24 protein-coding genes are annotated in these 26,602 nt (G+C 67.2%); 5 read left to right on the top strand and 19 right to left on the bottom strand.

Annotated features, from left to right (window positions below; genetic code table 11):
* Window positions 1-8: 8 nt before the first annotated feature.
* Window positions 9-1,028, bottom strand: coding sequence for an ABC transporter substrate-binding protein (locus NX782_RS17215; RefSeq protein WP_258846703.1), 1,020 nt, complete (start codon window positions 1,026-1,028; stop codon window positions 9-11).
* A 33-nt stretch (window positions 1,029-1,061) separates the two neighbouring features.
* Window positions 1,062-1,976: a TauD/TfdA dioxygenase family protein gene (locus tag NX782_RS17210; protein ID WP_258846702.1), complete on the bottom strand. Its 915-nt coding sequence runs from the start codon at window positions 1,974-1,976 to the stop codon at window positions 1,062-1,064.
* Window positions 1,977-2,168: 192 nt separating this feature from the next.
* Between NX782_RS17210 and NX782_RS17205 the strand changes: the two genes are divergently transcribed.
* Window positions 2,169-2,618 carry a DUF2231 domain-containing protein gene (locus tag NX782_RS17205; protein WP_258846701.1) on the top strand — a complete coding sequence of 150 codons (450 nt, stop codon included), beginning with the start codon at window positions 2,169-2,171 and terminating at the stop codon, window positions 2,616-2,618.
* The gene (locus NX782_RS17200) at window positions 2,605-3,927 is read left to right on the top strand and encodes a PQQ-dependent sugar dehydrogenase (protein ID WP_258846700.1); all 1,323 of its coding nucleotides are present in this window, start codon (window positions 2,605-2,607) and stop codon (window positions 3,925-3,927) included. The genes NX782_RS17205 and NX782_RS17200 overlap by 14 nt, the downstream gene beginning before the upstream one ends.
* 99 nt (window positions 3,928-4,026) lie before the next feature.
* Here NX782_RS17200 and NX782_RS17195 read toward each other — a convergent pair whose 3' ends face one another.
* The 3 genes from NX782_RS17195 to NX782_RS17185 form a co-directional block, all read right to left on the bottom strand.
* Window positions 4,027-5,190 carry an efflux RND transporter periplasmic adaptor subunit gene (locus tag NX782_RS17195; RefSeq protein WP_258846699.1) on the bottom strand — a complete coding sequence of 388 codons (1,164 nt, stop codon included), beginning with the start codon at window positions 5,188-5,190 and terminating at the stop codon, window positions 4,027-4,029.
* Window positions 5,180-8,377 carry an efflux RND transporter permease subunit gene (locus NX782_RS17190; RefSeq protein WP_258846742.1) on the bottom strand — a complete coding sequence of 1,066 codons (3,198 nt, stop codon included), beginning with the start codon at window positions 8,375-8,377 and terminating at the stop codon, window positions 5,180-5,182. Before NX782_RS17190 ends, NX782_RS17195 begins: the two co-directional genes overlap by 11 nt.
* 256 nt (window positions 8,378-8,633) lie before the next feature.
* On the bottom strand, window positions 8,634-10,031 hold the full coding sequence (locus NX782_RS17185; RefSeq protein WP_258846698.1) for an aminotransferase-like domain-containing protein: 1,398 nt from the start codon (window positions 10,029-10,031) through the stop codon (window positions 8,634-8,636).
* A gap of 141 nt (window positions 10,032-10,172) precedes the next feature.
* On the opposite strand from NX782_RS17185, the gene NX782_RS17180 reads away from it, so the two are divergent.
* A complete protein-coding gene (locus tag NX782_RS17180) occupies window positions 10,173-10,394 on the top strand; it encodes a hypothetical protein (RefSeq protein WP_258846697.1) in 222 nt (73 codons plus the stop codon).
* Window positions 10,395-10,402: 8 nt separating this feature from the next.
* Here NX782_RS17180 and NX782_RS17175 read toward each other — a convergent pair whose 3' ends face one another.
* The 3 genes from NX782_RS17175 to NX782_RS17165 form a co-directional block, all read right to left on the bottom strand.
* The gene (locus NX782_RS17175) at window positions 10,403-11,383 is read right to left on the bottom strand and encodes a diguanylate cyclase (RefSeq protein WP_258846696.1); all 981 of its coding nucleotides are present in this window, start codon (window positions 11,381-11,383) and stop codon (window positions 10,403-10,405) included.
* A gap of 43 nt (window positions 11,384-11,426) precedes the next feature.
* Window positions 11,427-12,392 (bottom strand): chemotaxis protein, encoded by a 966-nt coding sequence (locus NX782_RS17170; RefSeq protein WP_258846695.1) that lies wholly within the window; start codon window positions 12,390-12,392, stop codon window positions 11,427-11,429.
* Between the two features lie 148 nt (window positions 12,393-12,540).
* Window positions 12,541-13,023: an Lrp/AsnC ligand binding domain-containing protein gene (locus tag NX782_RS17165; protein ID WP_258846694.1), complete on the bottom strand. Its 483-nt coding sequence runs from the start codon at window positions 13,021-13,023 to the stop codon at window positions 12,541-12,543.
* A 104-nt stretch (window positions 13,024-13,127) separates the two neighbouring features.
* On the opposite strand from NX782_RS17165, the gene NX782_RS17160 reads away from it, so the two are divergent.
* Both NX782_RS17160 and alr read left to right on the top strand, forming a co-directional pair.
* Window positions 13,128-14,420, top strand: coding sequence for a D-amino acid dehydrogenase (locus NX782_RS17160; RefSeq protein WP_258846693.1), 1,293 nt, complete (start codon window positions 13,128-13,130; stop codon window positions 14,418-14,420).
* Window position 14,421: 1 nt separating this feature from the next.
* Window positions 14,422-15,525 (top strand): alanine racemase, encoded by a 1,104-nt coding sequence (gene alr, locus NX782_RS17155; protein ID WP_258846692.1) that lies wholly within the window; start codon window positions 14,422-14,424, stop codon window positions 15,523-15,525.
* 150 nt (window positions 15,526-15,675) lie between these two features.
* Here alr and NX782_RS17150 read toward each other — a convergent pair whose 3' ends face one another.
* The 11 genes from NX782_RS17150 to NX782_RS17100 form a co-directional block, all read right to left on the bottom strand.
* Complete coding sequence (locus NX782_RS17150) at window positions 15,676-18,066, bottom strand: DNA polymerase II (protein ID WP_258846691.1); 2,391 nt, start codon at window positions 18,064-18,066, stop codon at window positions 15,676-15,678.
* Window positions 18,067-18,073: 7 nt separating this feature from the next.
* Window positions 18,074-18,898, bottom strand: coding sequence for a ferritin-like domain-containing protein (locus NX782_RS17145; RefSeq protein ID WP_258846690.1), 825 nt, complete (start codon window positions 18,896-18,898; stop codon window positions 18,074-18,076).
* A gap of 75 nt (window positions 18,899-18,973) precedes the next feature.
* Window positions 18,974-19,462 (bottom strand): HPP family protein, encoded by a 489-nt coding sequence (locus tag NX782_RS17140; RefSeq protein ID WP_258846689.1) that lies wholly within the window; start codon window positions 19,460-19,462, stop codon window positions 18,974-18,976.
* Window positions 19,463-19,464: 2 nt separating this feature from the next.
* Window positions 19,465-19,851, bottom strand: a complete 387-nt coding sequence (locus tag NX782_RS17135) for a DUF1622 domain-containing protein (protein WP_258846688.1) — start codon at window positions 19,849-19,851, stop codon at window positions 19,465-19,467.
* Window positions 19,852-19,860: 9 nt separating this feature from the next.
* On the bottom strand, window positions 19,861-20,226 hold the full coding sequence (locus tag NX782_RS17130) for a c-type cytochrome (RefSeq protein ID WP_258846687.1): 366 nt from the start codon (window positions 20,224-20,226) through the stop codon (window positions 19,861-19,863).
* Complete coding sequence (locus tag NX782_RS17125; RefSeq protein WP_258846686.1) at window positions 20,223-21,146, bottom strand: cytochrome c oxidase assembly protein; 924 nt, start codon at window positions 21,144-21,146, stop codon at window positions 20,223-20,225. The genes NX782_RS17130 and NX782_RS17125 overlap by 4 nt, the downstream gene beginning before the upstream one ends.
* On the bottom strand, window positions 21,119-21,460 hold the full coding sequence (locus NX782_RS17120; protein WP_258846685.1) for a hypothetical protein: 342 nt from the start codon (window positions 21,458-21,460) through the stop codon (window positions 21,119-21,121). The genes NX782_RS17125 and NX782_RS17120 overlap by 28 nt, the downstream gene beginning before the upstream one ends.
* A gap of 134 nt (window positions 21,461-21,594) precedes the next feature.
* Complete coding sequence (locus NX782_RS17115; RefSeq protein WP_258846684.1) at window positions 21,595-22,095, bottom strand: cytochrome c oxidase subunit 3; 501 nt, start codon at window positions 22,093-22,095, stop codon at window positions 21,595-21,597.
* A complete protein-coding gene (gene ctaD / locus NX782_RS17110; protein WP_258846683.1) occupies window positions 22,092-23,993 on the bottom strand; it encodes a cytochrome c oxidase subunit I in 1,902 nt (633 codons plus the stop codon). The genes NX782_RS17115 and ctaD overlap by 4 nt, the downstream gene beginning before the upstream one ends.
* Complete coding sequence (locus NX782_RS17105) at window positions 23,990-24,958, bottom strand: cytochrome c oxidase subunit II (protein ID WP_258846682.1); 969 nt, start codon at window positions 24,956-24,958, stop codon at window positions 23,990-23,992. Before NX782_RS17105 ends, ctaD begins: the two co-directional genes overlap by 4 nt.
* Before the next feature lie 90 nt (window positions 24,959-25,048).
* Complete coding sequence (locus NX782_RS17100; RefSeq protein WP_258846681.1) at window positions 25,049-26,602, bottom strand: fatty acyl-CoA reductase; 1,554 nt, start codon at window positions 26,600-26,602, stop codon at window positions 25,049-25,051.

Raw genomic sequence — 26,602 nt, 5'->3', positions numbered from 1 at the left:
CCTCCTCCTTAACTACCCGCGCCCAGCGCCGGGTGCGCGAAGAAGTAGTCGCGCCACGAAGCCGGCTGGTTCTTGATGGCGCCGGCCTGGAACAGGAACTGGGCCAGGCCCAGCGTGTTCTGCGGCGCCACCTTGAACTGGATCTGTGGGTTCTTGATCACCTTCAGCAGGAAGGCACGGTCGGTTTTCGCCTTGGTCACGCGCAGGTAGGCATCGGCCCCGAGCTCCGGGTTGGCCGTGATCAGCTGGGCCGCTTCGTTGAGCGCATCGACGAAGGCACGGTAGGTCTTCGGGTTTTCCTTCACCCACTTCTCGGTGGCGTACAGCACGGTGGCGGAGTTCGGCCCGCCCAGCACGTCATACGAGTTGAGGACGATGTGGGCCTTCGGATTGCCGGCCAGTTCCTGGTCCTGGAAAGGCGGGTTGCCGAAGTGGCCGTTCAGCTCGGTCTGGCCGGCGATCAGGGCGGCGGTGGCATCCGGGTGCGGCACCGACTGCGTCAGGCGGTCCAGGCGCGCGTACTGCGCCGTGCCCCACTGCTTGGCCGCGGCCATCTGCAGGATGCGGGCCTGCACCGATACCGTCACCGCCGGCAGTGCAATGCGGTCCTTGTCGCTGAAATCGGCGATCGTCTTCACGTTCGGATTGGTGCTGACCAGGTAGTAGGGAAAGTTGCCGAGCGAAGCGATGCCCCTGACGTTCTGGCGGCCGCGGGTACGGTCCCAGATCGTCAGCAGCGGCCCAACGCCGGCACCGGCCACGTCGATGGAGCCGGACAGCAGCGCATCGTTGGCGGCATTCCCGCCCGACAGCTGCACGTACTCGACCTGCACCGGCACACCCTGTTTCAGGCCGTGCTTTTCGATCAGCTTCTGGTCCTGGGCCACGTTCAGCAGCAGGTAGACGAGGCCGAACTGCTGGGCGATGCGCAGCTGGCCCTCGGCCCGCGCCGGTGCGGCGAGCAGCGCGGACAGCGCCAGCGTGGACAGCATCAGGGTGGTGGAAAACCTGGCAAACGGGATGCGCATGGTGGTCTTTTCTTGGTGGATTGGATGGGCACATCAGAAGGGCACGTCGCCCTCGATCGTGGTGCGGTACAGTTTGCGGCGCTGGTGCTCGGGGCAGCCGGCCGCCAGGTGCATCAGCGAGCGGTTATCCCAGAACACCATGTCCTGCGGCTGCCAGCGATGGCGGTAGATGTGCTCGGGCCGGGTGCCGTGGTCGAACAGCGCGGCCAGCAGCCCGCGCGATGCGTCTTCCGGCAGGCCGACGATGCGGGTCGTGAAATGCTCGCTGACGAACAGCGCCTTGCGCCCGGTTTCGGGATGGGTGCGCACCACCGGGTGCACGACCGGTTTCACTTCGTCGATCTGGGCCTGGGTCAGGGCCGGTCGCCAAGGATTGCGCTTGCGCAGGTCTTCGTAACGGGCCAGGTAGCTGTGCTCGGCCGTCAAGCCTTCGACCGCACGCTTCAGGTAGTCAGGCAGGCTGTCCCAGGCCGTGTGCTGGTTGGCGAACAGGGTATCGCCGCCCTCTTCCGGCAGCTCCTGGGCGTGCAGCATCGAGCCCAGGCTGGGCGTTTCCTTGTACGAGAGGTCGGAATGCCAGAAGTGGCCGGCATCGCCCAAGCCGATCGGCTGGCCGTTCTCGCGGATATTCGAAATGACCAGCACCTCCGGATCGGATGCCAGCTGGAACTGGCGCAGCACGTGGATCTGCAGCGGGCCGAAGCGGCGGCTGAAGGCCACCTGCTGGGCCGGCGTGATCTGCTGGTCGCGGAACACCAGCACGTGATGGTCCAGGTGGGCGCGGTGCAGGCGCGCGAAGTCGTCGTCGGACAGCGGCCGGCTCAGGTCGAGCCCCAGGACCTCGGCACCCAGCGGCGCATCGTAGGCCCTGATCGCGAACTGCTGGCGCGACGGCGCGTTGTCTGCGTTGTCTATTAGTTGCTGCGTTTCCTGGAGAACGGCGGACATGGGCGGATCCGGATGAGTGAACTTGGGCCCAGCTTATGCCCGCCCGTTTGCCGGGACAACGAAGCTTTTCGAGGAAGCTCATACGGATTTTGCAGCGCCCTGTCATGCGACAGCATGTTCAAGATTTTGCTAGGCTTATAACAAGCTATCGCGCCTGGCCATCAGGCGCTCACACCTTGAAAGGGCAGCATCATGCAAGCGCAAACCCGTTCATCCCGATTCAGCATCACATCGGCGATCTTCGACGTGCTCGACCCGATACCGTTCGGCTTCTTCGTGGCCGCGCTCATCTTCGACGTCCTGTACGCAAATACCTACACCATCCTCTGGGTGAAGGCGGCAGCATGGCTCATCAGCATCGGGCTGGTGTTCGCCATCATTCCCCAGCTCATCAATCTCGGCCGCACCTGGTTCGGCAAGGCCCGCGTCCGTACGCGCAACCTGGCCCTGAACTTCTGGCTCAACGTGGTGGCGATCATCGCCGCCCTGCTGAACGCCTTCGTGCACAGCCGCGACGCCTACGCCACCATGCCGGCTGGCGTCTGGCTGTCGATTCTGACGGTGCTGGCGATGGTGGTCGGACGGGTTCTGCTGGCCAGCGATACCGTAACTTACAAGGAATACAGCCATGGACAAGCTTGAACGCGGATGGCCGCTGACGCTGGGCATCGCCGCCGCCGTGTCGCTTCTACTCTCCGCCTGCGGCGAGAAAGCCCAGGTCAACATCTCCCAGCAGATCGGTGCCAATCCGGTCATGCCCAAGCCGCAGGACTTCCTGGTCCCGCCGATGCAGGTGCCCGAGGGCGTCGGCTGGAAGGGCGACGCCAGGCCGCAGGTCATCGCCGGCCTGCAGATCGAGAAGATCGCGTCCGGACTCAAGCACCCGCGTTCGCTGCTGACGCTGCCGAACGGTGACGTGCTGGTGGTCGAAGCCAACGGCCCCGGTGAAGAAGCCGTCACCACGCCGAAGCAGGTCATTGCCGGCAAGGTCAAGAACAACTCCGGCAAGGGTGGCAAGGGCGGCAACCGCGTCACCCTGCTGCGCCGCAAGCCTGGCGCCGGCGGCGAGTGGGAACAGCACGTCTATATCGAGAACCTGCACTCGCCCTTCGGCATCCAGCTGGTCGGCGACACGCTGTACGTCGCCAACACCGGCAACATCATGAAGTACCGCTACGTGCCGGGCGAAACCAAAATGTCGGACCCGGGCGTCGAACTCGGCGACCTGCCCAGCACCGTCAACCACCACTGGACCAAGGCGATGGTGGCGAGCCCCGACGGCAAATACCTGTACGTCGGCAGCGGCTCGAACAGCAACATCACGGAAAACGGCCTCGAAGTGGAATACCGCCGCGCCGCCGTGCTGGAAGTCGACGCCACCAACGGCGCCAGCCGCGTGTACGCCTCGGGTATCCGCAATCCGACCGGCCTGCAGTTCGAACCGCAATCCGGCAAGCTCTGGGCGATCGCCAACGAGCGCGACGAAATCGGCGCCGACCTGGTCCCGGACTACCTGACCTCGGTGCAGGAAAAAGGCTTCTACGGCTGGCCCTACAGCTACTGGGGCCAGCACGTCGACCGCCGCGTCCAGCCGCAGCGCCCCGACCTGGTGGCGAAAGCCATCAAGCCGGATTACGCGCTGGGCGCGCACGTCGCGGCCCTGGGTCTGTGGTTCTATACCGGGAACATGCTGCCGCAGTACAAGGGCGGCGCCTTCGTGGCCGAACACGGCAGCTGGGACCGCACGCCGCTGTCCGGCTACCAGGTGGTGTACGTGCCTTTCGCGAACGGCATGCCGAACGGGCCTGCGCAGCCGGTCGTGACAGGTTTCCACTCGGCGGACGAGAAGCAGCTGTTCGGCGCGCCGGTCGGTCTGGCGCAGGATGCGGAAGGGGCGCTGCTGATTGCCGATGACGTGGGCAATGTGGTTTGGCGCGTCACGAAACGTTAAACCGTAGGGTGGGGTGTTGAGGCCGGGCGCCTCAACACGAAGGTGCCCACGCGCGGCGTGTGCGTAATGCCTTCGTTACGTGGGCACAGTGTGCCCACCCTACCCTTTCTGCGCCACCTTCACCTGATCCCCATCCGCCAAGCCATCCGGCGGGCTATCGATAATCCGGTCCGCCTTCGTCACCCCATCCCCCAGCTGGATCACGTTGCCGAGATCGCGCGCAATCGTCACCTTCTTGATGCGCACGCGGTTGCCCGCGTCCAGCACCGCGACCTGGGTACCGTTGCGGCCCATGATCAGGGCACCCGGCGGAATCGCCACGGCATCGCCGGCGACGGCCGCCTCGTCGAACTGCACGGTGGCGAAAGCACCCGGCAGCAACTCGCCCTTCGGATTCTCGACCGCCAGCTGGACCAGCATGGTGCCGGAACCGGCATTGATGGCCTGGGCCAGCGATTGCACCTTGGCCTGGTAAGTCACGCCCGGACGTTCGGGCACGCTCACGCGCGCGGTGCTGCCCGGATGGATCTGCGCCACCTGGCGCTGCGGCACCTGCACGTACACGCGCAGGCGGCGCAGGTCGGACACCACGAACAGTTCGCTGCCGGCGCTGCTTCCCGCTGTACCGCCCGAACCCGCGTTGACCAGGGCGCCGACGTCGGTATTGCGCGCCGTGACCACGCCGTCGAAAGGCGCCACCAGCTGGGTATAGCGCTTCAAGGCCTGCTGGCGTTCGACGCTGGCCTGCAGGGCCGCCGCGTTCGACTGCTTGGAGATGAAGTCGCCCTGCTTCTCGTCGGCTTCCTGCTTCGACACCGCGTTCTGCGCCACCAGCGACTGCCAGCGCTTGGCCGTGCTCTCGGCCAGCGCCAGATTGCTGCGCGCGACCGCCAGCTGGGCCTGGGCCTGGCGCAGGTCCTGGTCGAGGTCCGGCGTCTCGATCACGGCCAGCACCTGGCCGGCTTTCACCGGCGCGCCGATGTCGACGTTCCAGCGCGCCAGATAGCCGGACACGCGCGCATAGATGGGTGCGCGCGACCAGGCTTCGATGCGGGCCGGCAGGGCCAAAGGCGTGCCGGCGATGTCCTTCATGGCCACCAGGTTCACCGTCGGCACCGCCTGTGCCGCCGCCATTTCCTTGAGTTGCTCCGCCTGCGAGTGGCGGGTGGCGAGGCCGCCGGCCACCACGGCGCCGGCCACGGCCAGCGCGATCGCGGCGAACACCAGCGGGCGTTTCGAATTCTGGGCTTGTTTAGCTTGCATGGGCAGGAACTCCGGATGGGGGTGGCAGGCCTGCGTCCAGCGCGCGCTTGTGGCGGCGTCCGTGGACCAGGCTGAAAACGACGGGAACGAAGACCAGGGTGGCGATGGTCGAGAATACCAGGCCGCCGATCACCGCGCGGCCCAGCGGCGCATTCTGCTCGCCGCCCTCGCCCAGGCCCAGCGCCATCGGCAGCATGCCGATCACCATCGCCAGGGCCGTCATCAGGACCGGGCGGAAGCGCACATATCCGGCTTCAAGCGCGGCGTCCGCGGCATCGCCGAGCACTTCCAGGCGCTCGCGGGCGAAGCTGATGACAAGGACGCTGTTGGCGGTGGCCACCCCCATGCACATGATGGCGCCGGTCAGCGCCGGCACCGACAGCGTGGTATGGGTCGCGAACAGCATCCAGACGATGCCGGCCAGCGCCGCGGGCAGCGCCGAGACGATCACCGCCGGATCGAGCCAGGACTGGAAGTTGACGACGATGAGCAGGTAGATCAGGCCGACCGCGCCCAGCAGGCCGAACAGCAGACCCGAGAACGCGCGCTCCATGGTGCGCACCTGGCCCAGCATCTCGACGGTCGCGCCTTTCGGCACGTCGGCCTTGGTATCAATCAGCACCTTGCGGATGTCGGCGGCGACGGCGCCGAGGTCGCGGCCCTGGGTGGTGGCGTGGATCTGCACCATCGGCGCGACGTCGTACTGGCTGACCACGGCGTTGCCGCTGGCGCGCTCGAAGCGGGCGATGCCGCCGAGGGTGGCGGCGTTGGCATTGCTGCCGTTGCCCACCGGGAGATTGGCCAATGCCGACAGCGAATCGAGCTGAGTCTGCGGGGTCTGCATCACGATCGGATAGGTCACGCCGGTGGCCGGGTTCAGCCAATAGGTCGGCGACACCTGGCTCGAACCGGCCAGGTTGACCACCATGCTGTTGGTGACGTCGCGCGTGGTCAGGCCGAGCAATTGGGCCTGGGTGCGGTCGACCTCGACCTTGAACACAGGCGCGCGGTTCGACTGCTGGATGCGGGCATCGGCCACGCCGGGGATCGCGCGCACGCGCTTGAGCAGCTTTTGCGCGTAGGCGAAGTTGGCGTCGATGTTGCGGCCGCGCACCTGCACGTCGATCGGCGCCGGCGAACCGAAGTTCAGGATCTGGCTGACGATGTCGGCCGGCGGGAAGGAGAAGGTGGTGTCCGGGAATTGACGCGGCAGCACCTCGCGCAACTTCGCCACGTAGTCCGCGGTGGGCGCGTGCTCCTCGCCGAGCGCGATCTGGAAGTCGCCGTCCTGGGTACCCATGGTGCCGGTGTTGTTGTAGGTAAGGTTGATGCTCGACGAGGGCATGCCGATGTTGTCGACCATGGTCACGATCTCGTGGGCCGGGATGACCTTGCGGATCGCCTGCTCGATCTGGGCGAAGCGCTTCGCGGTTTCCTCGACCCGGGTGCCGACCGGCACGCGGGCATGGATCAGCACCTGGCCCGAATCGACGGACGGGAAGAAGTTACTGCCCAGGAAAGGCACCAGCAGGAAGGACAGCGCCACCACGGCGACGAAGCCGATCAGGAAGGGACGGCGGCGCCGGATCGAATGCTCGAGGATGCCCTTGTAACGGTGGCGGATACCCTCGAAGCGTGCCTCGAAACCGCGCTGGAAGCGCTGGAAGGCGTTGGCCGGCTTCGCGTGGTGCTCCTCGTGCGGATTATGGGCGCGCAGCAGCCAGTTGGCCATGGTCGGCACCAGGGTGCGCGACAGGATGAAGGAGCACACCAGCGCGAAGATCACCGCCTTCGCCATCGGCACGAACAGGAAGCCGGCCACGCCCTGCAGGAAAAACATCGGAATGAACACGATGCAGATGCACAGCAGGGAAACCAGGGCCGGCGCCACGATCTGCTGGGCGCCGTCCATGATCGCCGGCTCGACCGCCTTGCCCTGCTCCAGGTGCCAGTTGATGTTCTCGATGGTGACGGTGGCGTCGTCGACCAGGATGCCGACCGCCAGCGCCAGGCCGCCCAGCGTCATCAGGTTCAGTGTCTCCCCGGTCGCGGCCAGCGCGATGATGGAGCCGAGGATGGACAGCGGAATCGACACCGCGATGATCACGGTCGAGCGCCAGCTGCCCAGGAACAGCAGGATCATCACGCTGGTCAGGGCCGCGGCGATCGCGCCTTCCATCGCCACGCCCTTGATCGCGGCGCGCACGAACACCGACTGGTCGTTGATCGGCACCACCTTCAGCGCCTCCGGCAGGCTGTCCTTCATGGCGTTCAGCTTGGCGCGCACGCCGTCGACGATGGCCAGCGTGGAGGCCGAGCCGTTCTTCAGCACCGACATCAGCACCGACCGGCCGCCATCGACGTGCACGATGTTGGTCTGCGGCGCATTGCCGTCGTGGACGTCGGCGACATCGCCCAGATAGATGGTGGCGCCGCCGACCACCTTGACCGGCAGACGTGCCAGGTCTTCGATCGCGGACGGCGCGTTGTTCAGCTGGATCGTGTATTCGAGGGCGTCGATCTTCTGGTTGCCGACCGGGGTCAGCACGTTCTGCGCGGCCAGCGCGTTGGCGATGTCCTGCGCCGACAGGCCGCGCGCCTGCAGCGCATCCGGCTTGACGTCGATCTGCACCTGGCGCTGCTTGCCGCCGTAAGGCAGCGGAATCGCGGCGCCGGGCACCGTCACCAGCGGCGTGCGGATGGTGTTCAGGCCGAGGTCGAACAGCTGCTGCTCCGACAAGCCCTTGCCCGACAGCGCCAGCTGCAGGATCGGCACCGTGGCCGCGTTGTAGTTGATGACCAGCGGCGGCGTGATCCCGGCCGGCATCTGGCGCGCCGCCGACTGCGCGATCGCCGTCACCTGGGCGTTCGCCACCGCGATGTCCACGCCCGGCTGGAAGAAGATCTTCACCACGCTCACACCCGGATAGGTGTTGGCTTCGATGTGTTCGATGTCGTTGACGGTGGTGGTCAGCGAGCGCTGGAACAGGGTCGAGACACGCCCCGTCATCTGGTCCGCCGGCAGGCCGGTGTACTGCCAGGCCACCGCGATCACCGGCATTTTGATGTCGGGGAAGATGTCGGTCGGTGTGCGCATCGCGGCCAGCGGGCCGATGATGAGCAGGGTGAGCGCCAGCACGACGAAGGTGTAAGGTCGTTTGAGTGCGACGCGGACAAGGCCTAGCAGCATGGAATACTCCGAACAGGGGCGCAGCAGCGTCACGTTGGCGGCGATCTGCCGTCATCTTCCTGTAATGACAGCCCATCTGCCGCGAAGCCGTGGCGCAAAACCCAATAATATGCGCGAAAATGCGCACGCTGGCTAGGGGTTGTAGACTGCAAAACCCCATGAATTTTGCGCATCAATACGCCCTTGGCGAGCATCGTCCATACGAATGCCACGGCATGCCGACACACCCACGGCAGCCGTGTCACAGTCGTATTTAGCAGCCCGTGAAGGCCGGCTCGGGCCGCCGCGCCAGCAGATGCGACAACCTTTGCAGACCCGCCTGCAAGCGTCCACGGTCCTTGATGCTGCCCAGCGAGATCCGGATCGCATTCACCGATCTGTCGCCGGTGGCGAATGCCTCCGCCGGCGTGACGGCGATACCTTCGCTCTCCGCCGCGCGCGCCAGCTGGGCCGAGTGCCAGTACGCCGGCAAACTCAGCCATACATGCAGCCCGTCGCCGCCCCCGCCGTAGCGTCCCGCCAGGATATCCCCCGCCATCCGCTGGCGCAGGCGCGCCTCCGCCCTGACCCCTTCCAGCAGCCGTCCGGCCGATCCGTCGAGGATCCACTGGGTGGCCAGCGCGGCCGTCAAGGGCGCGACCATCAGCGCAAACGATCTTAGAGCGGCCAGGAAGCGTTCGCGTTCCTGCGGGTCGCGGATCAGGACGAAGGCGACCCGCAAGCCCGGGGTCAGGCACTTCGACAAGGTCGAGATGTAAATCACCTGTTCCGGGGCAAGCGCGGCGAGCGGCGGCGGCGCGGCATCGGCCAGGCGCCAGTAGGGATCGTCCTCGACGATGCGGACCTTGCAGCGCCTGGCGATGGCGGCGAGCTCCTTGCGCCGGCGTTCCGGCATGGTGAGCGCGGTCGGGTTCTGCAGGGTCGGATTCAGGTAGACCAGCGCCGGCTGGTGCCGGCGGCAGGCTTGCTCGAGCATGTCGGGCAGCATCCCGTGCTGGTCCGTTTCCACCGCAAGGATGCGGCGGCCGAACTGCCTGGCCGCGGCAAGCAGGCCTGGATAAGCGAGCGGCTCGGCCAGGATGACATCGCCGGGCGCCGTCAGCGCCAGGATCAGGGCCGCGAGCGCCGCTTGCGCACCCGGACAGACCAGCAGCTGCCCGGCATCCAGCTGGCCGAACATCGGTGCCAGCCAGCTGGCGCCGGCCTTGCGGTCGGCCTCGCTGCCCCCGCCCAGGTGGTAAGTCATCAGCGAGGCATTGTCGGCCCGCATCAGTACCTGCGACAAACCCTGCTGCAACAAGTCGTCGAAGTCGACCCCATCCGGCGGCGGCGGAGTATTCATGCTGAGGTCGAGCACCGGGCTCAGTTCGACTTTCGGCGCCGCGACATAGGTGCCGCGGGCGCCGCGGCCCTCCAGCAGGTTGCGGCGCCTGGCTTCGTCGTAGGCGCGCGTGACGGTCGTCAGGTCGAGGTCCAGCTGCGCCGCCAACTGGCGCTGGGGCGGCAGGCGGTCGCCCGGCTTCAGCGAGCCGTCCGCCACCGCCGCCTGCAAGGCATCGGCAATCTGCAGGAAACGCGGCCCCTTGTTGCCGGCCAGGCGCGGCAGCCAGCTTGGCAAACCCTCATCTTGTATGGCTCTCAACTGGGACATTTTGTCTCAATGTATGGAAAATGCTTTTCAGTAGAATGCCCTGGAACCTGCAGCAACACCATCCTCGCATGGCAGTCGCCGGCGTTTTATCCTCACCCCATGCGTGCAAGTAGCAAGTAATAACCTGGAAATAGACAAATCATGGAATGGATCCCGACCGTCTTCGTGGCCTTCAAGCTGATCGTGCTGGGCATCGGCATGTTCTTTGCCATCAAGTGGCATTACGACCAAGGCAAGAAGGGCAAGGAGAATGAAAGGCGCGCGGTGCTGCGCGCCAGCGGCAAGGTGGCCGCGATCTTCGTGGTCTCGCTGCTGGCCGTGGGCCTGCTCGCCTTCGTCCTGATCGATAAGCTCGGCATGTAAGCCGGACTTCAGGCTTCCCCGTCCACCACCACCCGATCCCGCCCGCCCCGCTTGGCTGCATACAAGGCCTTGTCGGCCGCCTCGATCAGCGCCTTCGCATCCTCCAGCCGCCCTTTCTCCATGCTGGCCACGCCGATACTCAGGGTCACGCAGGGACGTACCGCCGTGGGCGCATGCGGCAGGTTCAGCGACGCGACGTATTCGCGGATGGACTCCGCCAGCCGGCGCGCCTGCTCGGCATCGGTATCCGGCAGGATCGCCGCGAACTCCTCCCCGCCGTAGCGCGCCGCCACGTCGGCCGGACGTTTCAGGCGCGACGCCAGCGCCTGCGCCACCGCGCTCAGGCAGGCGTCGCCGGCCTGGTGGCCGAAGTGGTCGTTGTAGGCCTTGAAGGAATCGATGTCGGTCAGCAGCAGCGACAGCGTGCCGCCCAGGCGCTGGGCGCGCCGCAGTTCGCGGTCCAGCGCGACGTCGAAGTAGCGGCGGTTGGCGATGCCGGTCAGGCCGTCGACGTAGGAGCGGGCGCGCAGCGATTCGGCGTGGTCGAGCAGGCGCTTTTCGCGCTCGACCGTGCCGCTGACGTCGCGGATCTCGATCAGGCAGAAGGTTTGATCGTCTTCGCGGAACGGCGAGACCGTGACCGCCTGCTCGATCAGCGGACCGTCGAAGCTGCCGGCGGCGCGCAGCGGAAACGGGCTGCGGTTCTCGGCTTGCGGGATCGCCGTGCTCAGATCCTCGGCAAAGGCGGCCAGCACCGCCGCTTCCACGCGCGAACCGCGCAGCGCGGCGAACACCTCGAACAAGGGCTGCCCGATGACGCGGGCGGCGGCGCGGCCGCAGCGCGGCGTGAGCCAGCTGTTCCACAGCACGATGCGCCGATCGGCGTCGATGACGATGACCCCGCCATTGATGAGGTTCAGGACGCGCGCGGCGATGGCGGGGGCGGCACCGGATACGGCGCCGCCGGCTTCGGATTTGGAAGTGATCACTTGGCAGTTTGAAAACAAATCGACTGCCGGATCATACCGGAACTCAGGGGTGCAGAACAGCGCGCAGAGTGCGCGACAAGTCTTCGGCCGAGTACTTGGCGACGTAGGCGTCGGCGCCGACTTTCTTGACGTGCTCCTCGTTCGTCGTGCCCGACAGCGAGGAGTGGATGACCACCGGCAGGGTCGAGAAACGCTGGTGCGTCTTGATCTTGCGGGTCAGCGTGAAGCCGTCCATTTCCGGCATCTCGAGGTCGGTCAGGACGGCGGCCACGCGGTCGTGCACGGTCTTGCCTTCGGCTTCGGCGGCGCTGGCGATGGCGTTCAGTTGCTCCCAGCATTCGCGGCCGCTCTTGGTCATGATGAAAGGCAGGCCCATCGCATCCAGTCCCTGCTCGATCAGCGCCCGCGCGACCACCGAGTCGTCGGCCGCCAGCACCACCGAACCGGGCTTGATGACGATCTTGCTGCCGACCGCCTGGCCGACCAGCTTGTCCTCGCCTTCCTTAGGCGGGTTCAGGTCGCGCAGGATGGTTTCCACGTCCAGCACCTGGGCCAGGCGCGCCGGCTGGTCGTCGACCGGTTCCAGGCGCGCGATGCTGGTCACCATGCCGCTGCCGGCGCTGCGCTCGGCCGACATCACCTGGCTCCAGTCCAGACGCACGATCTCTTCCACGCTCTCGACCGCGAAAGCCTGGGTGTTGCGGGCGAATTCCGTGACCAGCATGATATTCAGGCCGGTGACAGGCTTGACGCCGGCGATGCCCGGCAGGTCCAGCACCTGGATGATCTGGCCGCGCAGGTTGACCACGCCCAGCACATGCTTCGGGCTGCCTGCGATCGCGGTGATTTCCGGCATCGCGACGATCTCGCGGATCTTGAACACGTTGATGCCGAACAGCTCGCTGTGCTGGCCCTGCTCATCGCCGCCCAGGCGGAAAAGTAAAAGCTCGAATTTATTGGTGCCGGTGAGGTTACTGCGTTCGTCGACTTCCTGCTGAACCGATTTCATGTGATGTCCCGAAAAAGAATTGATTCCTCCGGGAAATGATTCTAGAACTGAACATCGCGCTTGTGTCATGACAGCGCAAATACTTGCTCAATTTCATCACTTTCTGTTCCAAAAAACCACGAACGCACACCGCCCCAGGCGCGGCTCATTATCCAATCGACAGCGCCAGGGTTTCCTTCACCTCCTCCATCACCACATAGGACTTGGACTGGGCCGAATCGGCCAGGTGCAGAATCTCGCCGAGCAGGCGCCGGTACTCGGACATCTCGGGAATGCGGGCCTTGATCAGGTAGTCGAAATCGCCCGACACCAGATGGCATTCCATGACTTCGGGAATGCTTAGCATGGCGCGGCGGAAGCGCTCGAAGGCCTTTTCGGATTTCTGCAGCAGCGTGATCTCGACGAACACCAGGATCTGCAAGCCCATCGCCTGCGGATTCACGCGCGCGTAATAGCCGGCGATGACGCCGTCGCGCTCCATGCGCTTGACCCGTTCGATGCAGGGCGTCAGCGACAAGCCCACCCGCTCGGCAAGGTCCTTCATCACGATCCGGCCATCGTTCTGTAGGATGGAGAGGATGTGGAGGTCGATCTTGTCGAGCACCCGGCTCGATTCTTTTTGAACGCGCATGAAGTTTCACCAAATTCCAAAGTAAATATAGGAACTAATTTGCCTATATCAGATATAAGATAGCAATATTTTCTAATTCATCCAATCTATTTTTAGAGAGCACTATGCGAGTCATCGTACTGGGAAGCGGCGTGGTCGGCGTGTCGACTGCTTATTATCTGGCGCGGGCCGGTCATGAAGTCACCGTGATCGACCGTCAGCCCGGCGCCGGGCTGGAAACCAGCTTCGCCAATGCCGGCCAGATCTCCCCCGGTTACGCCTCGCCCTGGGCCGCGCCCGGCGTCCCGCTGAAGGCCGTCAAGTGGCTGTTCCAGCGCCATGCGCCGCTGGCGATCCGCCCGGACGGCTCGCTGTTCCAGCTTGCCTGGATGTGGGAGATGTACAAGAACTGCGACGCCGACCGCTACGCCGTCAACAAGGAACGCATGGTGCGCCTGGCCGAGTACAGCCGCGACTGCATCCGTACCCTGCGCAACGAAACCGGCATCGACTACGAAGGCCGCCAGCAAGGCACCCTGCAGCTGTTCCGCACCCAGGCCCAGTTCGACGGCGCCGCCAAGGACATCGAAGTGCTGCGCCAGGCCGGCGTGCCCTTCGAGGTGCTGAGCCGCGAACAACTCGCCAACGCCGAGCCGGCACTGGCAAACGTGCGCGACAAGCTGGTCGGCGGCCTGCGCCTGCCGAACGACGAAACCGGCGACTGCCAGATGTTCACCACCAGGCTGGCCGCGATGGCCAAGGAGCTCGGCGTGCGCTTCGAATTCGGCGTCGACATCCGCGCCATCGAGTCGCAGGGCGACCAGATCACCGGCGTGCGCACGGATAAAGGCACCTTCACCGCCGACCGCTACGTGGTGGCGCTGGGCAGCTATTCGCGCCAGCTGATGAAGCAGTTCTTCCGCGTGCCGGTGTACCCGCTGAAGGGCTACTCGATCACCGTGCCGATCACCGATGCGTCGCAGGCTCCGGTATCGACCATCCTCGACGAAACCTACAAGATCGCCATCACCCGCTTCGAGAACCGCATCCGCGTGGGCGGCATGGCGGAAATCGCCGGCTACAGCAAGGCCCTGAACCCGCGCCGCCGCGAGACCCTGGAGATGGTCGTGACCGACCTGTTCCCGGGCGGCGGCGACGTGTCGAAAGCCAGCTTCTGGACCGGCCTGCGTCCGATGACCCCGGACTCGACCCCGATCGTCGGCGCGACCCCGCTGCGCAACCTGTTCCTGAACACCGGCCACGGCACCCTGGGCTGGACCATGGCCTGCGGCTCGGCGGCGGTGATCTCGGACCTGGTCAGCGGCAAGGTCCCGGCCATCCACACCGACGACCTGGCGATCTTCCGCTACGCCGGTTCGCGTCCGTCCGCGGCCCGCCCCGACTTCGCGAAAGCCTGACGTGCCGGGTGTCATCGATGCCCGTGCGGGCGCGGTCCTGAGCGTCGACCTGCAAGCCATCCGCGCGAACTGGCGCCTGCTCCGCGATACCGCGGCCGGCGCCGTGTGCGCGGCCGTGATGAAGGCCGACGCCTACGGTCTCGGCATGGCGATGGTGGCGCCGGCCCTGGCCGGCGAAGGCTGCCGCGTGTTCTTTACCGCCCACCTGGACGAGGGCATACGCCTGCGTCCCCTGCTGCCGGCCGACGCCACGGTCTATGTGCTGCACGGCCCGCCGCCGGGAACGGCGCGCGACTTCGTCGAGCACGGGCTGATCCCTGTCCTGAACGATCCGGCGCAGATCGCCGAGTGGCGCGCCCTGTGCCGCAAGCTGCAGCGGCGCCTGCCGGCCGCGCTGCAGTTCGATACCGGCATGTCGCGCATGGGCCTGGCGCCGGCCGACGTCGACCGGCTGCTGGCCGACCCTGCATGGCAGGACGACATGAAGCCGGTACTGGTGATGAGCCACCTGGCCTGCGCCGACGAACCGGCGCATCCGGTCAACGCCTCGCAGCGCGAACGCTTCGCGGCCTTGCGCACGCGCTTTGCCGGCATTCCGGGCAGCCTGGCGAATTCCTCGGCGGTCTTCCTCGGCCGCGACTACCGGCACGACCTGGTGCGGCCGGGCGCGGCCCTGTACGGCATCAACCCGCAGCCGGCGCTGGACAATCCGTTGCGCCAGGCGGTCTCGCTGCGGGCGCGCATCGTGCAATCGCGCAGCGTGCAGGCCGGCGACATCGTCGGCTACGGCGCGCGCTATGTGGCCGACGGTCCGCGCCGCATCGCCACCATCGGCATCGGCTATGCGGACGGCTGGCTGCGCTCGCTCTCCTGCCGCGGCCATGCCTACATCGACGAGGTGCGCGTGCCGTTTGCCGGCAACGTCTCGATGGACAGCATCACGCTGGACGTGACCGGGATTGCCGAAGACCGCGTGCAGCCGGGTTGCGAAGTCGAGCTGCTGGGCAGCCGCCAGACCGTGGACGATGTGGCGCGCGAGGCGGGGACGATCGGGTATGAGGTGTTGACCGGGCTGGGCAGCCGCTTCCACCGACAATACCTGTAAGGTCGTTCCCGCGATCTCACCCTCGTCATTCCCGCGATCTCACCCCCGTCATTCCCGCGATCTCACCCCCGTCATTCCCGCGAAAGCGGGAATCCATACGTCGCGTGATCAGTGCCTCAGCATGGATTCCCGCCTTCGCGGGAATGACGATCAGAACAGCGCGCCCTGCGGGCTGGTGAGCCGCGCAAAGCTGTCCCCCATGAACGGCAGGATCGCATCCGCCACCGGCTCCAGCTGCTTTTCCAGGTAGTGCGCGTAGTCGATCGGCGAGCGCGTCCCCGCCTCGCGCACGTCCAGCGGCTCCGGCCCGGCGGTGGTCATCACATAGCGGATCCAGCCGCCGTTGCGGTATTGCGGCGGCCGGCCCTGGCGCACATGGTACTCGTCGGCGATGCGCGCCGCGCGCACGTGCGGCGGCACGTTCTTTTCGTACTCGTCGAGCGCGCGGCGCAGGCGCTTGCGGTAGACCAGCTGCTCGTCCAGCTTCCCGGCCAGCGTGCGCGCCACATAGTCGCGCACGTAGTCCTCGTAGGGCTGTTCCTTGAAGATGCGTTCGTACAGGCCCTGCTGGAAGGCCTGCGCCAGCGGGGTCCAGTCGGTGCGCACCGTTTCCAGGCCCTTGTAGACCATCTCGTCGCCACCGTCGGCGCCGGTCGCCATGCCGGCGTAGCGCTTCTTGCTGCCCTCGTCCGAGCCGCGCACGTTCGGCATCAGGAAGCGCCGGAAGTGCACGTCGTATTCCAGTTCCAGCGCGCTCTCGAGCTTGAGCTCATCGCGCAGCGTGTCGCGCCACCAGCCGTTGACGTGGTCGACCAGTTCGCGGCCGATGCGCTGCGCCTCTGCATCCGGGTGCGGCTTGCCCAGCCAGACGAAGGTCGAGTCGGTGTCGCCGTAGATCACCTGGTAGCCACGTTCCTCGATCAGCTCGCGCGTGCGGTGCATGATGCGGTGGCCGCGCATCGTGATCGAGGACGCCAGGCGCGGATCGAAGAAGCGGCAGGCCGGCGTCCCGAGTACGCCGTAGAAGGCGTTCATGATGATCTTCAGCGCCTGCGACAGCGGCGCATTCTTCTCGCGCTTGGCCGCCTCCCTGCCCGCCCACACGCGCGTGACGATGCCCGGCAGGCAGTGCCGGGTGCGCGAGAAGCGCCCGCCGCGAAAGCCCGGCACGGTGGCCTCTTCCGGCTCGGCCAGGCCCTCGACCAGGCCGACCGGATCGATCAGGAAGGTGCGGATGATGGATGGGTACAGGCTTTTGTAGTCGAGCACCAGCACCGAGTCGTACAGGCCGGACTTCGAATCCATCACGAAGCCGCCGGGGCTGTCCTCGGCCGGCACGTCGCCGATGTTGGGTGCGACGAAGCCCTGGCGGTGCATCAGCGGGATGTACGAGTGCTCGAACGCCGCCACCGAGCCGCCGCTGCGGTCGGCCGCCAGACCCGTCACGCTGGCGCGCTCCAGCAGGAAGGCCATCAGGTTGGTCTTCTCGAAGATGCGCGTGACCAGCTCGCAATCCTTCAGGTTGTAGCGCGCCAGCGCCGGCTTGTCCTGGTAGAACATGCGGTCGATCTCGGCCATCCGGTCGTAGGGATTGCCGATCTCCTTGCCTTCGCCGAGCAGGGTCTGCGCCACCGACTCCAGGCTGAATGAGGGGAAGCTCCAGGTCGCCGAGCGCAGCGCCTCGATACCGTCGATGACCAGGCGCCCGGCGATGCCGCCAAAGTAGAACTCGCCGCCGCTGCGCTCGCGCCATTCCATCGGACTGCCGTCGCGCCCCAGGCGCAGCGGCCGCGCCATCGCCTCGGCGTGCTTTTGCAGCACGCGCAGGTCGAAGCCGATCACGCTCCAGCCGATGATGGCGTCGGGGTCGTGGCGCACGAACCATGCCTCGAGGCGGTCGAGCAGCGCCAGGCGGCTGTCGCAGATCTCGTAGTCGAAATCGAGGCTGCCGGCATCGCCGTTCGGCGGACCGAGCATGTAGACCTGGCGCTGGCCGCAGCCTTCCAGCGCGATCGAACGCAGCTCGCCCTGGAAGGTGGTTTCGATGTCCAGCGACACCGTGCGGATGGCCGGGCGGTAGTCGCCGTCGGGCTTTAATTGGCCGTCCAGCAGCAGTTGCGGGTCCTTCTCGTCCGGGGTACCGGGAGGCCGGACCCCCGCAAACAGCACGGAGGCTGTGATGAAGCGCTCCATCAGGTAGCGCTCCGGCGGGCGCACGTCGGCCTCGTAGACGTTCACGCCGTGCTGGCGCAGCTTCTTTTCCAGCGCCAGCAGCTTGCGGTACTGGCGGCAGTACAGGCCCGCTACCGGGCGGTGGCTGAAATCCTTCAGCGCCAGTTCGCGCAATTCGCAGCCCTTCTCGCCGCGCAGCACGAACTCGGCCGCCTCGCGCTGCTCGAGCGGAATAAAGGCGACCGCATGCTGCCCGCCCACGCGCACGCGGCGCGGCCCATGCTCGGTGGCGAGCCAGAATTCCAGCTCGACACCGGACTCGGTGTCTTTCCAGTGCCGGGTCAGCAGGAAGCCGCGCGGGTGGTCCATGCCGGGCCTAGGATGCGAAGGAGACGCTGTCGCCGCGATAGCGCGCCAGCTCGGCCTCGCTGAAGCCGGCGCGGCGGCGCGCCTCCAGGTTGAAGGGGCCCTTCAGCACCGGCGCCTTGTAGCGGATCGCCAGTTCCTCGTAGGTCGACACCGGCTCCAGGCCGCGCTCGGCGCACAGGCTCAGATACCAGCGGTTGCCGATCTCGACGTGGCCGACCTCGTCGCGCAGGATGATGTCGAGGATTTCCGCCGCGGCGTGGTCGCCGGCCTGGGCCAGCTTGGCGCGCAGCGGCGGGATCGCATCCAGCCCGCGCGCCTCCAGCGTGCGCGGCACCAGGGCCATGCGCGCGAGGATGTCGCCGCGGGTCTTCTCGACCATCTCCCACAGGCTGTCGTGGCCGGGAAAATCGCCGTAGCCATGGCCGAGCGCGCCCAGGTGGGCGTCCAGCAGCGAGAAGTGGTAAGCCTCTTCCTTCGCCACGCGCAGCCAATCCAGGTAGTAATCGGGCGGCATGCCGGGGAAGCGCCAGATCGCGTCCAGCGCCAGGTTGATCGCGTTGAATTCGATATGCGCAAGCGCGTGGACCAGCATCGCGCGGCCTTCCGGCGTGACCATCGAACGGCGGCCGACCAGGCGCGGCGGCACCAGTTCCGGCTTGGCGGGACGGCCAGGGATGGTGCCGGCGGGTTCGAACAGCGCGGCGGTATCGACGGCCAGGCTGGCATCGACTTGGGCGCGGGCCAGGGCCGCGACGCCTTCGCATTTACGGCGCGGGTCCGTTTCAAGCAGGTGGATCAGTGCGCCTGCGCGCAGCTCGGACGGAGCGGACATCGTGTGTGAGATGGTGCGTAAAGCACGAAGTGTACCAAAACCGGAGGGCCCCGGCGCCCGCGCGGCAGCCCGCAGTCAGCGCATCCAGCGCGCGATCAGCCACATGCTCAGCTTCTGCAGGCCGATCAGCGCGACGGTGATGCCGAGCGCCAGACCGAACAGCAGCAGGTTGTCGGCATCGCCCGCCTTCAGGCCGAAGCTGAGCGCGGTCGAAACCGAGGGCGGGTGCACGGCGTCGAACACCACCATGCCGAGGATGGCGACGACCATCGCCACCCCGGCCGAGGCATAGCCGGGGCCGAGCGCGGCAAAGGCCAGCATGCCGACGACGGCGGCGCCCATCTGGGCCAGGATCAGGGTGCGGGTCTGGTTGACGGCATGCGAAGGGTCGAGGTAGACCAGGAAGGCGCTCGAGGCCAGCGATGCGAACAGCAGGCGCTGGCTGCTGATGGCTTCGACCAGGGCCAGCACCAGCAGCACGGTGACGGTCGGCGCCAGTACCAGCAACAGTTCGCGGCGCAGGCCGATGCGGCTGCGGCGCGACGGCTTTGCCTGGGCCGCCATGCTCACGCCCGCCCGGCCTGGCCAGGCTCGCGCTTGAGCGCCGGCGCCTCGCTCGCCTGCTCGTCCTTCAGCTCCTTGCCGAGGAAGTAATTGAGCGCGGTCCGGATCACCGCGATGGCGGCCAGCTTGCCGATCCGCTCCCAGGTCGGCGCCACCGAGGTCGAGAGGATGTCGGCGGCCAACTGTAACTCCAGCGCCAGCGTCAGGTAGCGCGCGAAGGCCAGGCGGATCGGCACGAAGCTGCTGTCGCGCCGGGTCAGCAGCTGGCGCAGCAGCGCGACGACCACCACCACCACGCCGGCCGCGATCACCAGGGCGCCGAGCGCCTCCACCAGCAGTCGCAGCCATTCTACGCTGGACCGGACCTGCCCTTCGACCTGATCGAACACGCTTCTCTCCTATTGGTTGTAGAGGTAGGCCGCCATGTCGCGCGCTTCGCGCTCGCTGACGCCCAGCTCGGGCATCGCGGTCTGCGGGTCGACCGCGCGCGGATGCTGGATCCAGCGGATCAGGTTGGGCGCCGTATTCGGCAGCACGCCGGCGACGTAGCTCTGCTCGCGCATCGCAGTCAGCGACGGTCCGACCTTGCTGTCCGCATGGGCGACGCCCTTGATCTCGTGGCAGGCGGCGCAGCCGTAGCGCGCCACCAGCTCGCGCCCCACGCGTGGATTGCCGCCGGTGAGCGGGTCGTCTTCCGGCGGCTGCTTGGCGCAGCCGGCCAGCAGCGCCGCCGCCAGGAGCAGGCATGATGACAGCGTCTTCATCGTCCGGCTCCCGCCGCCGCGTCGGCGGGCGTGCGTCCCAGCCAGCGCGCGCACAGCACCAGGCCGGCCACGACATAGGCCAGGCCGCCCGGAATCCACATGATCAGGCCGCCGAGCTGCTGGTCTTCCAGCGCCGTCGAGCCGAAGGCCTGGGCCTTGCTGCCGTAGTACGGATACCAGATCTGCTCGGACATGGTGAACATCGCCCCCAGCGCGCCGGTGTGCATCATGGTGGTGAACAGGTAGACGATGGCGGCGCCCCGGCCCTGGGTGCCGCCCTCGCGCGCCAGTACCGCCCACCAGAACAGCAGTGCCGAGAACAGGAAGCTGGCGTGCTGCAGCGCGTGCACGCCGTTGCTGGCCAGGCCGGCCTGGAAGGTGGGCGGCACATGCCACATCCACAGCGCGGCAAAGTGCAGCAGCCAGGCGTTCAGGGGCCGCGTCAGCGCGTGCCAGGCCGCGCTCACCGCCGGGTTGCGGGTCGCGGCCCCGGTACGGCGGCGCCAAACCGCAGGCAGGCCCCAGACCCAGATCCCGAGCGGCCGTCCCAGCACCAGCATCGGCGCCGCCACGATCATCAGGAACTCGTGCTGCACCATGTGGGCGGCGAAGGAAAAGCTGCCGCTCGAATCCAGCGGCGAGGCCAGCGCCAGCGCCAGCGCGATCCAGCCGGCGCCGAACCAGGCGGCCTGGCGCACCAGCGACGGGCGCGCATGGCGCGAACGCGGCCATAGCCGGCGCAGGCCCAGCACGTAGAGCAGCAGCGACAGCGCCAGCAGCGCCAGCACCCAGGGCTCGGCGCCCCAGGACAGCGCGTCCGCCGCCGTGTACTGCCCTTCGACGTCGTGGGCATGGGCAGCGCCGGCTGCGGCCAGCGCGACGATGAGCGGGATCAGCTTGCGCATGGCGACAGTACCCATTGCGGAAACCACTGCGCCAGCACGACCAGCGAGGACAGCGCCCCGACCAGCAGCGCCACCAGCGCCAGGAAAGGCGGCCGGGCCGGTGCGGTATCGCTGTCCCCGGCCGCCGGGCCATCGTCGGCGCGGCTGGCGCGCCAGTTGCGCCAGGCGCCCCAGCTCATCCAGAGGCAAAGCGCCAGCGACAGCGCGCTGACCAGGTTCGGCGCCAGCATGCTCTGGCGCGCGCAGGACGGCGTCACCATCGCGTAAGTGATACTCAGATTGGTCAGCGCCAGCGTGGGCTCCGCCAGCAATGCAGGCCAGTTTCCCATCTAGATCCTCGCTCCCCAATACACGACGGCATAGATCGGCAGCCAGCTGAGCACCACGAAGTACCAGTAGGCGGCATTTTCGCTGACGTCGACATAGCGTTTCCCCTCCATCAGGCCGGTGAAGGTCAGCGCCGTCAGGACCCCGGAATCGAAGGCTCCGTGATCAGGTGGGTGGTGTGCAGGGCCATCAGCATCCACACCACCGAGCCGTAGGCATCGGTGTCCCAGCGCGTGTTGAGGGCGCCGAATTCGAGCACGCGCACGGCCAGGAAAGCCACCGAGACCAGCATGCACACGACCATCCAGAACTGCGTCTTCTTCAGGTCGAGCCGCTCGGCGGCCTTTTTCGCATAGTGGTTGGGGATGATGCTGCCTAACATGATCGCGGTGTTCAGGTTGCCCCAGATGAGCTCCGGCGGAAAGCCCGACATCGGCCAGGCACTGGCATGGCTGCGCAGGTAGAAATAGGCCATGATGGTCAGCGCGAACACCGTGCCTTCGATCGCCATCAGGCCCATCGTGCCCCACCACATCGGGCTGCGGTTGCCGAAAGCGAAGGTGGGCAGCGTCGAGATGTCCAGCACCCTGCCCTCGTCCAGCAGGCGGCCGTCGCGCTTCGGGTCCGGCGCGCTCATGGCAGCAGCTCCGAATCGACGCGGCTCTTGATGATCTCGGGCTCGGGCCAGAACCAGAGGGTGGCGGCAATCGCCACCGGCACCGCGCCCCACACCACGGCCCAGGGCGTGAAGATCGAACCGACGAACAGCACGGTGGTCGCCAGTGCTGCCAGGAAGGGCCAGGGCGTCGAGCTGGGCAGCCACAGACGGTGATCCGGTTCGGCGTCGGCCACGGAGGTGACCAGGATCTCGCGGTAATCGTTGGCCAGGCCGGTCACCTGCTGCGGCATGCCAGGCGCCTCCCACAGCGGATAGCGGCCATGCACGACCGGTACCAGGTGGAAGTTGGCCATCGGCGGCGGCGAATTCACGCTCCACTCCAGCGTGCCGGCACCCCAGGGGTCGCAGCCGGCCAGTTCGCCGCGGCGGCGGCTGCGCAGCACGTTGACCACGAACAGCAGCACGCTCACGGCGATCATCGACGCGCCGATGGTGGCGGTCAAGTTCAGCTTGTCCCAGCCCATTTCGTCGGGATAGGTGTACACCCGGCGCGGCATGCCCTGCAGCCCGAGCACGTGCATGGGGAAGAAGGCGATGTTGAAGCCGATGAAGAACAGCCAGAAGTTCCAGCGGCCCAGGCGTTCGGACAGCATGCGCCCGGTGAACTTGGGGAACCAGTAATAGAAGGCGCCGAACAGCGGGAACACGGCGCCGCCCAGCAGCACGTAATGCAGGTGGGCGACCACGAAGTAACTGTCGTGCAGCTGGTAGTCGAGCGGCACCGAGGCCAGCATCAGGCCGGTGAGCCCGCCCGCCACCAGGATCACGAAGAAGGCCAGCACGAACAGCAGCGGCGTCTTGAAGTGGATGCGGCCGGTCCACAGCGTCGCGATCCAGCAGAAGATCTGCACCGAGGTGGGAATCGCGATCATCAGGCTGGCCGCCGTGAAGAAGCTCTTGCCCAGCTCCGGCAGGTTGGTGGCGAACATGTGGTGCACCCACAGGCCGAAGGCGAAGAAGGCGGTGGCGATCAGCGACAGCACCATGGCCGCATAGCCGACCACCGGGCGCCGCGAGAAGGTGGCGATGATGCTGGACATGAAGCCGAGCGGCGGGATGAAGATCATGTAGACCTCGGGGTGGCCGAAGAACCAGAACAGGTGCTGCCACAGCAAGGCGTCGCCGCCCTTCGCCGGGTCGTAGAAGTGGGTATCGACCAGGCGGTCGGTGATCAGGGCGGTACTGGCCAGCATCACCGCCGGCATCGCGAACAGCACCATGAAGGAGGTCACCAGCATGGTCCAGACGAACAGCGGCATGCGGTTCAGCGTCATGCCCGGCGCGCGCATCTTGAGGATCGTGGTGATCAGGATGATCGCCTCCATCAGGCCGGACAATTCGGTGAAGGTGATCATCTGGGCCCAGAAGTCGACCCGCTTGCCCGGCGAGTACTCGGGACCGGACAGCGGCGCGTAGGCGAACCAGCCGGCGTCGGGGCCGATGTCGAGGAAGAAGGCGATGTACAGCATGATGCCGCCCAGCGTGAATATCCAGTAGGCGAAGGCGTTCATGCGCGGGAAGGCCACGCTGCGCGCGCCGATCATCAGCGGGATCAGGTAGCTCGCCACGGCCTGCATCACCGGCACCGCGAACAGGAACATCATGGTCGAGCCGTGCATGGTGAAGACCTGGTTGTACAGGTCGGGGCCGAGCACCCGGCCGTTGGGCAGCGCCAGCTGCAGCCGGATCGCCAGCGCCAGCAGCCCGCCCAGCAGGAAGAAGATGAAGGTGGTGACCATGAAGCGCTTGGCGATGGTCTTGTGGTTGATGGCCGAGAACCAGCCGATGAGGCCGGGCGGGTCGCTCCAGGTCTGCTCCAGCAGGTCGGCGTCGCCGGTGGGCAGGCGGTCGTTCATTTCAAAGTCTCCAGATAGGCAAGCAGGGCCTGCAGGTCGGCCGGCGGCAGGCTGTTGGGCGGCATGTAGACGCCCGGCTTGAGCGCCTGCGGGTCGGCGATCCAGCCGCCCAGGTGGCCGCGGTTATTCGGGAACATGCCGGCGCCGATGGTGCGGCGGCTGGCCAGGTGGCTGAGGTCCGGGCCCCTGCTGCCGCGCGCGGCGGTGCCGGCCACGGTGTGGCAGCTGGCGCAGTTACCGTTCAGGAAAACTTCGCGTCCGCGCAGGGCCAGGGCATCGACCGGCGCGGGCGCGGCGCTGCGCTGGGCGGCGGCCCAGGCCTCGTAGTCCGCGTTCGGCTCGGCTTCCACCAGCAGCGCCATCAGCGCGTGCTGGACGCCGCAGAATTCGGCGCACTGGCCGCGGTAGGTGCCGGGACGGTCGGCGCGCAGGCTGAGGGTCGCGGTGCGGCCCGGGATCATGTCCTTCTTGCCCTGCAGGTTGGGGATCCACAGGGTGTGGATGACGTCGTCGGCGCGCAGGGTGACCAGCACCGGCCGGCCGACCGGGATGTGCAGCTCGTTGGCGGTGGTGAATGCGCGCGCCGGATCGGCGTCGAGGTAGCGCGCCTCCCACCACCACTGGTGGCCGGTCAGCTCGATGTTGACGGCGTCCGCCAGCGGCAGGCGTGCCAGCGCGCGGCTGGTCCAGGCATCGGCCACCAGCAGCGCCACCAGCCCCAGCGCGGATGCCGCGGTGGCCCAGCCGATGATGCGCCAGACGCGCCGTTCGGGCCGCGCCAGCGAGCCCAGGTCCGGCGCCGTGCCGGCATCCGCGCGCGGCGCGATCCAGAGCGCGGTCACGCAAGCCGCCACCACCAGCAGGAACACCAGCGCGCACAGGCCGAGCGTGAAGTTCCACAGGCTGCCGATGTGCTCGGCCTGGATTCCGGCCGGACGTAGCGCATCCTGCAGCGGCCCTTCCACACTCCCATATCTGCTCCAATGCAAAAACGTTAATACATTGGCAGATATATATCGTATTTCACGGCGGAACGCCGCACGGGAGGCCCGCGCTCAGCGCGCGCCTTCGGCTTGCGGCAGGTCGGGCTGGGCGCTTTCCTCGAGCGGCTGCGTGGCGCGCGCCTCCTTGCGTTTCAGCGCATAGCGGTTCAGGCCCGCCATGTGCACCCGGCACAGGTAGTCTTCCCAGTCGATCAGGCGCGCGTCCACCGGATAGGTTTGCTGCTCGGCCGCGTCGAAACGCCGGGCCAGCGCCAGCAGGCCATGATTGTGGAAGCGGTAGCGCGGCTGCGCGTAAAAGGAAAAGGTGATGGCCAGCAGGCGCGTGGTGCGCAGCTTTTCCATCGCCGGCGTCTCGCCCGGCTGTCCGGCCAGGCGGCGCAGGCCGCTCCAGGCCATCGCACCCAGCGCCACGCCGGCCATCGCCAGCCGGAAGCGAAGGTTGCCGACCACCCGGAAGGCGTGCTTGGGCGCCTTGTGGAACAGCTTGTCGTACTGCTGCCAGTTGCGCTGCGACTCGCCCTGCAGCAGGCGGATCAGGTCCCCGACCAGGATCGGGTTGCCGCTGCCGCTGCAGCTCTGGTAGATGCGGTGCGCGGCGGGCGCCTGCAGCGCTTCGGCGGCCGCCATCAGGATGCCGTTGGCGACCAGGTCGGCCGGGATCACGTCGATGATGCCTTCCGGCCGCGCCGGGAAGAAGCTGGTGTGGCCGCGCGCATAGGCCAGGATCACGGCGTCGGCCACCTTGACGCCTTCCAGCCAGCCCGGCACCGGCGCCTGCAGCGTGCTTTCGATGATCGAGGGCCGCACGATGGTCAGCGGGCGCCCCTGCATGCCCTGCAGCGCCAGCTGCTCGCCCATCCACTTGGTGAAGGTATAGGTGTCGTTCCAGCCGTGGCGGTTGGCTTCGCGGATGCCGAGCGCGGTCAGGGCCTGCGTCAGCTGCTCGGCATCGCCGCCCTGGGCTTGCACGCGGGCGCGCAGGCGCGCGATCCTGCCCTGCAGCCGCGCGGCCAGCGCATCGACGGCGTAATGGCCGTCCCTGCCGCGCCTGAGCGCGCGGCGCGCCGGCGGCGCGAGGTTTTCCTCGAGCATGTCGCCGCGCCGATAGCCGTTCACATAGCAGGTCGAGACCTGCACCAGTGGGCAGTTGGCCGCACGGGCCAGCGCCGTCAGGTGGTGCAGGCTGAGGGTGTTGATGGCCAGCGCCTGGTCGAGCGGTTCGCGGAAGTTGACGCTGGCCGCGGCATTGATCACCAGGTCGGTGCGCAGCGCCAGCGCCAGAAAGCGCTCGGCGCCGAGCCCGAAATGCGGCTCGGTGACCTCGCCGGTCACGCATTCGACCTGCTCGTCGAAGAAGCGGTCCAGCCAGGGCCCGCGCTCGGCGCGCAGGCTATCGAAGATCGACGAGCTGGCCACCTGGCGGGTAAAACGCTCGCGCGCATTGCCGTCCTTGCCGCCGCGGATCAGGAGGATCACGCCGGCCAGGTCGGGCACCGTGCGGATCAGTTTTTCGAGGACGACCTTGGCCAGGAAGCCGGTGGCCCCGGTCAGCAGGACCCGCTTGCCGGACAGGGCGGCCGGCACGCTCAATTGAGTATTCGTCAT

The sequence above is a fragment of the Massilia norwichensis genome (assembly GCF_024753245.1).
Classification (GTDB): domain Bacteria; phylum Pseudomonadota; class Gammaproteobacteria; order Burkholderiales; family Burkholderiaceae_D; genus Telluria; species Telluria norwichensis.
This window is presented reverse-complemented; position numbering and strand designations above follow the sequence as displayed.